The sequence below is a fragment of the Rhizobacter sp. OV335 genome (assembly GCF_900142965.1).
In the GTDB taxonomy this organism is placed as follows: Bacteria; Pseudomonadota; Gammaproteobacteria; order Burkholderiales; family Burkholderiaceae_C; genus Rhizobacter.
In genome coordinates, this window is the sequence record NZ_FRCQ01000028.1 from 75093 (window position 1) to 87343 (window position 12251).

Sequence of the window (12251 nt, forward strand, 5' to 3'; positions counted from 1 at the left end):
GCGGGTGATAATTGTCGAACTTCGGATCGTGATACCCCTGTACCGCCAGCGCGGCCTGCACCACGAGATAGGCCGGCGTCATCACCAACGGGGGGCCGATCTCGCGCGCCGACAGTTCGAACGGGGCAGGATCGAAAACAACGGCCGGCCGGTCAAACCAGGCCGCCATCAAACCAGCGAGGCCGCCGCCGAGCGAATGCCCGGTGAAACTGACGTCGGCGCCCGCTCCGTACTTGGCCTGGACTTTCTGGTAGAGCAGAGCGGCATCGTAGGCCTGCTTCCCATAGGAACCGGTGGCCAAAGGGAGATTCCCGCTCACGAAATCATTGGTCAATCCCGACGTGATGCCTTCGGGAAATTCGGTACCGGCGTAGGAGATGACGATCTGGCCGCCCGGACCCTGATAGACGCGCGCGCTGAACGCACTGCCGAGCGCGGTTGCATTGCTTCCCGAGCTGGAAACGGTGAACTCGTCCAGAACTTTCCAGCCCGGCGGAATGGGCGCACGATTGGTGGACAGCGTGCGAATATCCCAATAAGCACCGGCAGCAAGCAGTGCGTATGTCGTTGCCTGATCCATTTTCCGATCCCCCTGATGACCTGTGGTTTGTGTGATTACTGCACTTGTATTTTCAGTGGCCGAGAAATCTCTCGTCGAGCAGGATCCAGATAAGCATCCTGCAACAAGACCTCCTTCTCTTCGAAGGAGACTCTCTTGCCGTCATACCCCGCCAGCAACGAAACGTCGATGGAGGGGAAGAGGTTTTCTCGTTGAATCGAGGGCGGCGCTGATTCCCAGCCCATCGGATGGAACGTCCGGCCATCCAGAGTGGCCAGCCGCTGCTCGCGTGTCGTGAAGCCATGCCCCCACTGATCGGAGGTTTCGTCCGTCTTTCCGAATGGGCCTTGACCTGCGAGGACGAGGTACCACCTGCCGGCGATGCGATCCAGAAAGACCGGCGTGAGCCAGGTCGTGAATTTGACCGAACCCAGGGGCGTGCCGGCATCAAACACCAGGGTGGTGACACGCCGCCGCGCATTCTGATATCCAGAGAAATAGCCACCTCGCTCAAATTGAATCGTTCGCTTCAGCAACAAGAGCGGCCCATCCCGGAGCCTTACTTCCTCGAAAATGGTGAGCTCGAACAGCCTGGGCTGGCCGCAGCCTGTGGCGAGCAAAGCCGCCCCCGCCGCCATCAATGCCCTTCTTCGACTTGAATATGAACCGTTGGCGTCGGAATGCCGGATCAGTCGCCGCATCACCGCTCCTTCAAGCTGTCATTGAGATGCTCACGCACCGGGCTCAGCAGGTAGTCGATCACTCGCCGCTTGCCCGTCTTGATCTCCGCCGTCACGTTCATCCCCGGCGACAGGTGCACTCGCTTGCCATCGACGTTGATGTCGCGCTGGTCGAGCTGCAGCGTCGCGGGGAAGCTGGCGCCTTGCGGGGGCTTGTTGTCCGCGTTGTTGCCGCTGCCGCTGAAACTGTTCTGCGGCTGGCGCGCGCTCTCGCTGATCACCGCATCCGCGGCGACGCTCAACACCTTCGCGCCCACCGTGCCGTAGCGCGTGTACGGAAAGGTCTCCAGCTTCACCTCGGCATGCTGGCCTTCCTTGACGAAGCCGATGTCCTTGTTCTCCAGCGTCACCTCGGCCGTGACCTCGGCCCGGTCGGGCACCACCACCAGCAGCACCTGCGCCGGCGTCACGACGCCTCCCGCGGTGTGCACCGCGAGCTGCTGCACCGTGCCGTCGACCGGCGCGGTCAGTTGCGTGAGCCGGGTCTTCTGCGTCGCCTTGACCGTCTCGGCGTTCAGTTGCCGGCGCTTCAACTCGGCGTCCGCATGCCGTTCGCCCAGCACGCGCACGATCTCGGCGCGCTGCGCGGCGTGGCCCTGCTCGCTCTCGTGCTGCGCCGCCTGCGCCTCCAGCTTGCGGGCGCGCGCGGTCGACAGGTCCTTCTCCATCTCGATGCGCTCGCGCGTGCGGTCCTGGCCCGCATGGCCGGCGATGAAGCCCTGCTCCGACAGCGCCTTGAAGTCCGTCTCGCGCTGGCGCGCCAGCGGCACCGTGGTCTCCAGCTTGTCGATCTGCTGCTCCACCGTCTGCGCCTCGGCGCGGTGCTTGGCGGCCTCGGCCCGCAGCTTCGCCAGCTTGGCGTTGATGTCGGCCCACTCGCTGCGCAATTGCGATTGCACGGCGCGCCGCCCTTCGGCGTTCAGGTCGGGGTCGGGCGCCAGTTGCGGTTCGCCCCCGCGCTCGAGCGCATCCAGCAGCGACGCCGTGCGCACCGACTCCGAGATCGCCGACGCACGCTCCTGCATCACCCGCCCGCGATCGGCCTCGGCCAGCGTCGCATCGAGCTCGATCAGCAGTTGCCCCGCCTTGACCCGGTCGCCGTCCTGCACCTGGATGGCCTTCACTACGCTCGCCTCCAGCGGCTGGATCAGCTTGCTGCCGTCGCTGACGACGATGCGCCCCGGGGCAGAAGCCACGATGTCCAGCTCGCCGAAGCTGGCCCACAGCAAGATCACGACGAAGAGCGCGCAGATCACCAAGGCCGCATGCCGGGGCGCCGGATGCACCGGCGTCGCCTGCAGGCTCAGCGCCGCGGGCAGGAAGGCCGCCTCGTCGGCCAGGCGCTTCGGCCCCGCCAGTTCATGGCGCGCCTGCCATGCGGCCGCGAACACGGCCCGGTAGCGCGCCAGCAAGGCCAGCGCGGGATGCGGCGCCGGCGTTGCTTCCGGTATGGCGGCGCTCATGCCTGGTTCTCCACGGCAACCGGTGTGCGCTCGATGCCGCCTTGCATCTGCCACAGATAGGCGTACAGCCCCTTCGGCTTGGCGACCAGCTGCTCGTGCGCGCCCATCTCGACGATGCGCCCCTTGTCCATCACGATGATGCGGTGTGCATTGCGCACCGCGCTCAGCCGGTGCGCGATCACCAGCACCGTGCGGCCCTGGCAGATGGCGGCCATGTTGCGCTGGACGATGGCCTCGCTCTCGTAGTCGAGCGCGCTCGTCGCCTCGTCGAAGATCAGGATGCGCGGATTGCTGAACAGCGCCCGCGCGATCGCGATGCGCTGGCGCTGGCCGCCCGACAGGCTCGCGCCCTGTTCGCCCACCAGCGTGTCGTAGCCCTCGGGCAGCTCGCTGATGAAGTCATGCGCACCCGCGAGCCGGGCCACGGCCATGACGTGTTCGAGCGGCGCGGCCGGGTCGGTGATCGCGATGTTCTCGCGCACGCTGCGGTGGAACAGGAAGTTCTCCTGCAACACCACGCCGACCTGGCGGCGCAGCTGGGCGGCGTCGATCAGGCTGATGTCGATGCCGTCGACCAGCAGCCGCCCCTGCTCCGGCGAGTACAGGCGTTGCACCAGCTTGGTCAGCGTGCTCTTGCCCGACCCGGACCGGCCGACGATGCCGATCACCTCGCCCGGCCGCACATCGAGGCTCACGCCGTGCAGCACCGGTGGCGCCTCCGGCCGGTAGCGGAACACTACCTGGTCGAGCGTGATGCGGCCCTTCAGCGGCGGCAACTGCGCAGCGGTGCTGGGCGGCACCTCGGTGCGCGTGTTCAGCACGTCGCCGAGCCGCGCCATCGAGATGCCGGTCTGCTGGAAGTCGGTCCACATCTGCGCGATCCGCATGATGGGCTGCGCAACGCGCTGCGCGAACATGTTGAAGGCCACGAACTGGCCGACGCTCAACTCGTTGTCCATCACCAGGTGCGCGCCGTACCAGAGCGTCGCGGCGTTCACCAGCTTGCCAGCGAGGTTGATGCCCTCGTGCGCGAAGGTCGAGAGGCTCTGCGTGCGAAAGCCGGCCGAGACGTAGGCGGCGAGTTGTTCATCCCAGCGGCGCGACATCGCCGGCTCGAGGGCGGTCGCCTTGACGGTCTGGATGCCGGTGATGGTCTCGACCAGCAGCGACTGGTTCTCGGCGCTGCGCGCGAATTTCTCGTTCAGCCGGGCGCGCAGCACCGGCACGACCGACAGGATCAGCAGCACGTACACCGGAAAGCTCAACAGCACGATCAGCGTCAGCGGCACGCTGTACAGCAGCATCACGGCCACGAAGACGATCGAGAACACGACGTCGAGCACCAGCGTCAGCGAGTTGCCGGTCAGGAAGCTGCGGATGTTCTCCAGCTCGCGCACGCGCGCCACCGACTGGCCGACGCGCCGGGATTGAAAGTAGGCCAGCGGCAGGTGCACCAGGTGGCGGAAGAGCCGCGCGCCGAGTTCGACGTCGATGCGGCTGGTCGTGTGGCTGAAGACGTACGAGCGCAGCACCGTCAGCACGCTCTCGAACAGCACCACCGCGACCAGGCCGACCACCAGCACGTCGAGCGTCGACACGCCCTTGTGCACCAGCACCTTGTCCATCACCACCTGGAAGAACAGCGGCGAGACGAGCGCGAACAGCTGCAGGAACAGCGAGATCACCAGCACCTCCGACAGCAGGCGGCGGTGCTTGACGATGCTCGGGATGAACCAGCTGAAGTCGAACTTGGCCAGCTCGCCGGCGAGGCTCGCGCGGCTGGTGATCAGGATGAGCCGGCCGCTCCACTGCTCGGCGAACACCGCCATCGGCTCGATGGTGGGGCGGGCACTGTCGGTGCGCACGTCGCGGAACAGCACGCGTTGGCCATCGCATTGCGCGAGGACGACCACGCGGCCATCGTTCATCACCGCCAGGGCCGGCAAGGCAGCGAGCTCGATCCGGTCGATCGTGGTGGACGAGAGCTTGGCCTTCAGGCCCAGGTGCCTGGCCGCCAGCAGCAGGTCGTCGATGGAGACCGGCTCGCTCGAACTCTTGCCCAGTTGGTGCAACAGCGCCGCGGGGTCGGCGGGCACTTGGTGAAGCCGGGCCACCAGGCACAGCGCATGAAGCGCGGCTTCACCTTGACGGCGGTTCTGTGACGACGCAGTCGCGTCATCACCTCCCGTCGGCGGAGGCAACTCCGTCTGCTCCATGTCCACTGATTCTTTCAAACCTGCTCCCGTTCGGTTTGATGTTCTTGTTTGTGCGGGGCAGTCTAGCTGACGAATGAGGAGCGTCGAACACCCCCATTGGAGGGGCAGAGCAGATCAGTGGGGTCGCCGCTTCGGCTGATCGACGCGAATGCCGACTCGGGTGTTCTCAAGTTCGTAGAGATAGGCGGCGCCACATGCCTTGCCTCGCTCGGTCGAGCGCAGCGCTTGATCCGTTTCGATGCTTCGGATTCGGCGTCGCAATTCTCTTGCCGTCTGGGTCATCGTCCACGACGACGCGGCGGCGCAAATCTTCGGAACCTCGTTCAGCGAGAGCAGCGACAGGACATTCTCGGTGCAGGTGCCGACGGCGATGCGAAGCCCTTCTCTGTGAGCCTCGGTCACCTTCGAGTTCTTGCCGCGGCTCAGCTTGACCGTGAGGCCAATGGCCTGCGTATCGCAGTCAGCGGTCCTTTGGTTCAGATCCGCCAAGGCGGCCGATTGTCCGCCCAGCCAGGTGTTGACGCCTTCGACGCCGTCCGTTCGCAGGCGTTGCTCGAGGGTGGCGACGGGCTCGTTGGATGACAGGGCCACCGCGGGCAGCATGGCCAGTCCGACAAGGAGCGCGCGCATGTCGAACGTGCCGCCTAGCGCTTGACGTGAGGGGCCCGGCCGGGCCCACCGCGGCGATCCCTCTCGATGGCCGGGTCAGGGCGCCTTTGCCGGTAGGCACGAACCATCGCATGGAGGCTCACCCGCTCGGCTTCCGGAAGGCTCTGCGCCAGCGAGGGATCGGCCAGCACACCTTGGGCCACGGCCGATTCATCGTCGCTTCGAAGGGCGCCGCGCTTCAGCATCGCGGTGTACCGACCCCAGACCCTCGATCGCACCGACGACAGGCTGATGATTCCGGTGGCCTGCATCTCGGTGTCGAGCGCGACGACCTGGGACAAGGGCCAGGGAGACGAGATCTCCAGGCAGTTGTTGACGGCCATGCGCAGCGCCGATTCGGCTTGACCTGCCGACTCTCGTTCGTGTCGCTCCAGCACGGTCATCGGTCGATCATTCGCGGATTGACATCGCTGATCCAGAAAGCGCGAAGAGAAGAAGCGCAAGAACGCCTTCATCTCGGTGTACCCAGGTTGGGGATTCATGCCGCGGATGTTACGGGAGTGGCGGCTATCCGTCGGCACCACCGCGGCGCACCTGTACGAGCTGTCCTCTTTTGCCGCGAGGCCTCCTGTCGTGCAGGCTTGAGAACTACGCTGCGGACACCCAGGCAGTGCGGCCATGTCGGCTGCACCCACTCAGGAGTTGCTTCATGGCTACCAAACCATCCCGGACGCAAGACGAGGACGGCTCGTCGACAGACGCAATCGATTTGCTGGAACAAGACCACGAGGACGTGAAAGACTTGTTCGACCAGTACGACGAGCTGGTGGAGAACGAAGGCAGCGACGCCGACAAGCAGGCCATCGCGCAACAGATCTGCACCATGCTGACGGCGCACGCCACCGTCGAAGAGGAACTGTTCTATCCGGCCGCGCGTGATGCGCTGAAGGGAGACGAGATGTTCCCGAAGGTGCGTGATTCGGGCCTGGACCTCCAGGTGCTCGGCGTTGCGATGGCCAGCCGGAAGGACGAGCTGCTGGCAGAGGCCGCTGCGAGCTCCTCGGTGTGATGCACATGAATGCCTCCGTCCCGGCAGCTGCCGCTGCCCGGGTCGGAAGCCTTGTCATCAGCGCGCACCTGGAACTTCAGGCAACAGCCCCCGCCGTCAATCCTTCGCGGCCGTAGCCCACCGTGGCTGCCGGCGTACCGCCGGGCGTGATGGCAACCGCACAATATTTGAATTCCGGGATCTTGCCGAACGGGTCGAGCGCCGCGTTGGTCAGCAGGTTCGCGGCCGCCTCGTAGTACGCGAACGGAATGAAGATGGCGCCGCTCGGTGTGCCGTCGTCGCGCCGCACGCTCAGCGCGACCTCGCCCCGACGCGACTTCACGGTGATGACGTCGCCCGCGTTGACCTTCAGCTTGCGCAGGTCGCCGCCATTCATCGACGCGGTGGCCACCGGCTCGATGGCATCGAGCACGCTCGCGCGCCGCGTCATGCTGCCGGTGTGCCAGTGCTCCAGCTGCCGGCCGGTGATCAGCACGAACGGGTAGTCGCCGTCCGGGCGTTCGTCGGCCGGAATGATGTCCGCCGGCACCAGCTTGACCCGGCCGTCGCGGGTCGCGAACGTGTCCACGAAGACGGTCGGCTGGCCCGGATCGTCTTCGGTCAGGCACGGGTAGGTCACGCTCTGCTCGCGCTCGATGCGATCCCAGCTGATGCCGCTGATCGCGGTGTGCATGGCCTGGCGCATCTCCTCGTAGACCTCGGCGACACCGCACTCCGGCCCCTGGTAGTTCCACGGCAGGCCCATGCGCTTCGCGATCTGCTGGATGATCCAGAGATCGGGCTTCGCATCGCCCGGCGGCGTCAGCGCGCGGCGCCCCATCTGCACCATGCGATCGGTGTTGGTGACGGTGCCGGTCTTCTCCGGCCAGGCGCTGGCCGGCAGCACGATGTCGGCGTACCACGCCGTCTCGGTCATGAAGATGTCCTGCACCACCAGGTGCTCGAGCGAGGTCAGCGCGTGGCGGGCATGGTTCAGGTCGGGGTCGCTCATGGCCGGGTTCTCGCCCATGATGTACATGCCGCGGATCTTGTGCGGATCCGTCTCGGGCGCGAGCGCCTTGTGCATGATCTCGACCACCGTGTAGCCGGGCTTGTTGTCGAGCGGCGTGTCCCAGAACTTCTCGAACCAGGCGTGCGCGCCCGGGTTGTCGACGCGCTGGTAGTTCGGCAGCATCATCGGGATCAGGCCCGCGTCGCTCGCGCCCTGGACGTTGTTCTGGCCGCGCAACGGGTGCAGGCCGCTGCCCGGCTTGCCGATCTGGCCGGTGACGGTCGCCAGCGCGATCAGGCAACGCGCGTTGTCGGTGCCGTGCACATGCTGGCTGATGCCCATGCCCCACAGGATCATCGACGCCTTGCTGGTCGCGAATTCGCGCGCGACCTCGCGGATCGTCTCTGCCGGAATGCCGCAGATCGGCGCCATCGCTTCGGCGCTGTAGCCCTTCACGTTTTCCTTCAGCGCCTCGAAGTTGTTCGCGCGCCGCGCGATGAAGTCGGCATCGACGAGGCCCTCGTCGATGACCGTGTGGATCAGCGCGTTGAGCAGCGCCACGTCGGTGTCGGCGCGGAACTGCAGCGTGCGCCAGGCGTGGCGGCCGATGTCGGTGATGCGGGGATCGGCGAGGACGATCTTGGTGCCGCGCTGGGCGGCGTTCTTCATCCAGGTCGCGGCCACCGGATGGTTGGCCGTCGGGTTGGAGCCGATGACGAGGATCAGGCCCGCGTGCTCGACATCGTTCACCTGGTTGCTCACGGCCGCCGAGCCGACCCCCTCGAGCAGCGCCGCGACGCTGGACGCATGGCACAAGCGCGTGCAGTGGTCGACGTTGTTGCTGCCGAAGCCGGTGCGCACCAGCTTCTGGAAAAGGTAGGCCTCCTCGTTGCTGCCCTTGGCCGATCCGAAACCGGCCAGCGCCTTCAGGCCGTGCGTGTCGCGCAGCGCGGTGAGCTTGCTGGCGGCCAGGTCGAGCGCCTCGTCCCAGGTCGCTTCGCGGAACACCTCGCTCCAGTCCGCCGGGTCGCCGATGGCATCGGGATGCTTCGCCACGCCCGGCTTGCGGATCAGCGGCTTGGTCAGGCGCTGCGGATGGTGGGCGTAGTCGAACCCGAAGCGGCCCTTCACGCACAGGCGGCTGTGGTTGGCCGGGCCGTCGCGCCCGTCGACGCTGACGATCTGCTCGTCCTTCACGTTGTAGGTGAGCAGGCAACCGACGCCGCAGAACGGGCAGACGGAATCGATCTTGCGATCGACCAGCTGCGCGCCGATGTGGCTCTTGGGCATCAGCGCGCCGGTCGGGCAGGCCTGCACGCACTCGCCGCAGGCCACGCAGGTGCTGTCGCCCATGCCATCCTGCAGGTCGAAGACGATGGCGCTGTCGTCGCCACGGAACGCGAACCCGATCACGTCGTTGACCTGTTCCTCGCGGCAGGCGCGCACGCATCGGTTGCACTGGATGCACGCATCGAGGTTCACCGCCATCGCCGGATGAGACAAGTCAGGCGCCGGCTGCTGACGGGCGATCGCCGCCAGCGCCGGGCGCACGTTCACGTCCATGCGCGAGGCCCAGTCGCTGAGTTCGCCGTGCTGGCGCGTCTCGTCGTCGCCGATCCACTTGTGGCCCTTCGCCGGCATGTCCGAGAGCAGCATCTCGAGCACCATCTTCTGGCTCTTGACGGCGCGCTCGCTGGTGGCGTGCACCTTCATGCCGGCGGTCGGCGCGCGGCAGCAACTCGGCGCGAGCGTCCGCTCGCCGTCGATCTCGACCATGCACGAGCGGCAGTTGCCGTCGGCCCGGTAGCCCGGCGTGTAGCACAGGCGCGGGATGCTCACGCCGAGGCGGTCGGCCACCTGCAGGATGGTCTCGCCGTCGAAGGCCTGCACGCTCTGCCCGTCGAGCGTGAACTCGACGCTGGTGGGGATCAACGCATTTCGTTCCGGCGCATTCATCACGACACCTCGTGGGGAAAGTATTTCTGGATGCAGCGCACCGGGTTCGGGGCCGCCTGGCCCAGGCCGCAGATCGACGCGTCGATCATCACCTGGCTCAGGTCTTCCAGCGTGGCGTGGTCCCAGAGCGGCTCCGCCATCAACGCGGCCGCCTTGCCGGTGCCGACGCGGCACGGCGTGCACTGGCCGCAGCTCTCGTGCTCGAAGAACTTCATCATGTTCATCGCGGCGTCGCGCGCCTTGTCCTGCTGGCTGAGGACGATGACGGCGGCGGAGCCGATGAAGCAGCCGTGCGGCTGCAGCGTGTCGAAGTCGAGCGGCAGGTCGGCGAGGCGGGCCGGCAGGATCCCGCCGGACGCACCCCCAGGCAGGTACGCGTAGAGCTCATGCCCCGCCGGCATGCCGCCGCAGAACTCGTCGACCAGCTCGCGCACGCTGATGCCCGCCGGTGCCAGCTTGACGCCCGGCTCGCGCACGCGGCCGCTGACGCTGAACGAGCGCAGCCCGTGGCGCCCGTTGCGGCCCTGGCCGCTGAACCAGGCCGGGCCGCGCTGGACGATGTCGCGCACCCAGTACAGCGTCTCGAAGTTGTGCTCCAGCGTGGGTCGGCCGAACAGCCCGATCTGCGCGATGTAGGGCGGTCGCATCCGCGGTTCGCCGCGCTTGCCTTCGATGCTCTCGATCATCGCGGACTCTTCGCCGCAGATGTAGGCGCCGGCACCGCGGCGCAGCTCGATGTGCGGCAGCGGGCACGGTGGGTCGGCCTTCAAGCGTTCCAGCTCGCGCTCCAGGATCGCGCGGCAGCCGTGGTATTCGTCACGCAGGTAGAGGTAGCAGGCCTCGGTGCCCACCACCGCCGCCGCGATGAGCATGCCCTCGAGGAAGCGGTGCGGATCGCGTTCCAGGTAGGTGCGGTCCTTGAACGTGCCAGGCTCGCCTTCGTCGATGTTGACGGCCATCACGCGCGGGGCCGGCTGCTGCATCACGATGCCCCACTTGCGCCCGGCCGGGAAGCCGGCGCCGCCCAGCCCGCGCAGGCCGGAGTCGGTCATCGCCTTCAGCACGTCGGCTGCCGGGGTCTGGCCGGCTGCAACGGCCGCCGCGAGCTGGTAGCCGCCGCCCTGTCGGTAAGCGTCGTAGCCGACGTAGGCGGGAGCCACCTCGTGCGGTGCGTTGGTGATCGGTGCGGGGCCGGCAGCGCCCGCGTCGAAGGCGCCGTCGTCGCGCGGCAGGGTGTGCCGGGCGGCACCCGCAGCGACAGCGGCCTCGACGTCCGCCGCCTTGGCGTGCACCACCGGCGCCTGCCCGACGATCGCGACCGGCGCCTGTTCGCAGCGGCCGACGCACGGCGCCGCGATGACCCGGACCTCGGTGCCCAGCAGCGCCGGCAGGCGTGCCAGCAGGTCTTGTGCGCCGGCCATCTCGCAAGAGAGGCCGTCACACACGCGCACCGTCAGCGAGGCCGGTTGCTCGTCACCGCGCAGCACGTCGAAGTGGTGATAGAAGGTCGCGACCTCGAAGACTTCGGCCATCGACAGTTTCAGCTCGCGGGCCAGCGCCACCAGGTGCCGGTCGTGCAGGCCGTTCCACGCGTCGTTGAGCAGGTGCAGGTACTCGATCAGCAGGTCGCGCCGGTGCGGGCCCGGCCCGACCAGCGCCTGCACCTCTTCGAGGGACACGTGATCAGGCTGGCGCCCCTTCAGCTTGCCTTTGCGGCGAAGCTTGCCGCGCATCTCGTCGACGGAGGCGAGTGGCACGGTGCCGGGTTCGTTGGAACGCGTGGCAGTTGTCGTCATGCGGGTCGTCGAAGCGGGGTGCGCTCCGGCCAGTGGGTCAATCCATTGGCACTTCCTGGCGACATCGATGCCGCCCGCGACGTGCCCCGTGGGCTCATCTTCGGCTTGCGGGATCCTAGTCGATATCGTTGACCGAGGATATCGGTCGGCCAACGGCGGCAGAATGCCTGCCGGTTCCGCATCCGCCGCAAGGCGCAGCCATCGAGGGCGACATGATCCAACGTGAGCAGATCACCGGGCTGGTCCTGGCAGGCGGCCGGGGAAGCCGCATGGGCGGTGTCGACAAGGGCCTGCAGACGCTCGATGGCGAACCGCTGGTGCAGCATGCCTTGCGGCGCATCGCGCCCCAGGTCGGCTCGCTGATGATCAGCGCCAACCGGCATCCGGAGGTCTATCGCGGCTATGGTTTTCCCGTGCTGCCGGATGCCGACACGGCGTATCCCGGCCCGCTGGCAGGATTCCTCGCCGGCTTGCTGCACTGCCGCACCGAATGGATGGCGACGGTGCCGTGCGACACGCCGCGGTTTCCCGAAGATCTCGTGGCGACCCTGGCCGCAGCGGCCGGCGATGCGCGGGCGGTGGTGGCCGTCACCGAAGAGGCCGGCGAGCGGCAGCGTCAATCGGTGTTCTGCCTGCTCAGGGCGGATCTGCACGTCGACCTGGCCGCCTACCTTGGCGAAGGTGGCCGCAAGATCGAGTGGTGGCTGGAGCGCCAGGGCTGCGTCGATGTGCTGTTCGACGACGTCGGTGCGTTCTTCAATGCCAACACGCTCGACGAACTGCGCAGGCTCGGCGCCGCCTGACCACAGGGCATGCAGATGCATGCCGCGCGTACCTCATCCACCTTGGGGA

9 protein-coding genes are annotated in these 12251 nt (G+C 67.2%); 2 read left to right on the top strand and 7 right to left on the bottom strand.

Annotated elements, in window-relative coordinates:
- Positions 1-615 precede the first annotated feature (615 nt).
- The 5 genes from BUE42_RS24565 to BUE42_RS24585 form a co-directional block, all read right to left on the bottom strand.
- Entirely contained in the window at positions 616-1260 is a 645-nt protein-coding gene (locus tag BUE42_RS24565) for a hypothetical protein (protein WP_143171728.1), read from the bottom strand.
- Positions 1260-2762, bottom strand: a complete 1503-nt coding sequence (locus BUE42_RS24570; RefSeq protein WP_073467925.1) for an HlyD family type I secretion periplasmic adaptor subunit — start codon at positions 2760-2762, stop codon at positions 1260-1262. Before BUE42_RS24570 ends, BUE42_RS24565 begins: the two co-directional genes overlap by 1 nt.
- Positions 2759-4978 (bottom strand): type I secretion system permease/ATPase, encoded by a 2220-nt coding sequence (locus BUE42_RS24575; protein WP_073467926.1) that lies wholly within the window; start codon positions 4976-4978, stop codon positions 2759-2761. Before BUE42_RS24575 ends, BUE42_RS24570 begins: the two co-directional genes overlap by 4 nt.
- Positions 4979-5092: 114 nt before the next feature.
- Positions 5093-5608 (bottom strand): hypothetical protein, encoded by a 516-nt coding sequence (locus BUE42_RS24580; RefSeq protein WP_073467927.1) that lies wholly within the window; start codon positions 5606-5608, stop codon positions 5093-5095.
- A 14-nt stretch (positions 5609-5622) separates the two neighbouring features.
- The gene (locus tag BUE42_RS24585) at positions 5623-6102 is read right to left on the bottom strand and encodes a hypothetical protein (RefSeq protein ID WP_143171729.1); all 480 of its coding nucleotides are present in this window, start codon (positions 6100-6102) and stop codon (positions 5623-5625) included.
- Between the two features lie 194 nt (positions 6103-6296).
- Between BUE42_RS24585 and BUE42_RS24590 the strand changes: the two genes are divergently transcribed.
- Positions 6297-6656, top strand: coding sequence for a hemerythrin domain-containing protein (locus BUE42_RS24590; RefSeq protein ID WP_073467929.1), 360 nt, complete (start codon positions 6297-6299; stop codon positions 6654-6656).
- 76 nt (positions 6657-6732) lie between these two features.
- On the opposite strand, the gene fdhF is transcribed toward BUE42_RS24590, so the two are convergent.
- Positions 6733-9603, bottom strand: coding sequence for a formate dehydrogenase subunit alpha (gene fdhF, locus BUE42_RS24595; protein WP_073467930.1), 2871 nt, complete (start codon positions 9601-9603; stop codon positions 6733-6735).
- Positions 9603-11399, bottom strand: a complete 1797-nt coding sequence (locus BUE42_RS24600; RefSeq protein WP_073467931.1) for an NADH-ubiquinone oxidoreductase-F iron-sulfur binding region domain-containing protein — start codon at positions 11397-11399, stop codon at positions 9603-9605. Before BUE42_RS24600 ends, fdhF begins: the two co-directional genes overlap by 1 nt.
- A gap of 212 nt (positions 11400-11611) precedes the next feature.
- Here BUE42_RS24600 and mobA point away from each other — a divergent pair, with 212 nt between their 5' ends.
- Positions 11612-12202, top strand: a complete 591-nt coding sequence (gene mobA / locus BUE42_RS24605; RefSeq protein WP_073467932.1) for a molybdenum cofactor guanylyltransferase MobA — start codon at positions 11612-11614, stop codon at positions 12200-12202.
- Positions 12203-12251: the final 49 nt, after the last annotated feature.

Bases quoted from the DNA above. Each gene is read 5' to 3' on its own strand.
- BUE42_RS24565 (WP_143171728.1), bottom strand. From the start codon at position 1,260: ATGCGGCGACTGATCCGGCATTCCGACGCCAACGGTTCATATTCAAGT.
- BUE42_RS24570 (WP_073467925.1), bottom strand. From the start codon at position 2,762: ATGAGCGCCGCCATACCGGAAGCAACGCCGGCGCCGCATCCCGCGCTG.
- BUE42_RS24575 (WP_073467926.1), bottom strand. From the start codon at position 4,978: ATGGAGCAGACGGAGTTGCCTCCGCCGACGGGAGGTGATGACGCGACT.
- BUE42_RS24580 (WP_073467927.1), bottom strand. From the start codon at position 5,608: ATGCGCGCGCTCCTTGTCGGACTGGCCATGCTGCCCGCGGTGGCCCTG.
- BUE42_RS24585 (WP_143171729.1), bottom strand. From the start codon at position 6,102: ATGAAGGCGTTCTTGCGCTTCTTCTCTTCGCGCTTTCTGGATCAGCGA.
- BUE42_RS24590 (WP_073467929.1), top strand. From the start codon at position 6,297: ATGGCTACCAAACCATCCCGGACGCAAGACGAGGACGGCTCGTCGACA.
- fdhF (WP_073467930.1), bottom strand. From the start codon at position 9,603: ATGAATGCGCCGGAACGAAATGCGTTGATCCCCACCAGCGTCGAGTTC.
- BUE42_RS24600 (WP_073467931.1), bottom strand. From the start codon at position 11,399: ATGACGACAACTGCCACGCGTTCCAACGAACCCGGCACCGTGCCACTC.
- mobA (WP_073467932.1), top strand. From the start codon at position 11,612: ATGATCCAACGTGAGCAGATCACCGGGCTGGTCCTGGCAGGCGGCCGG.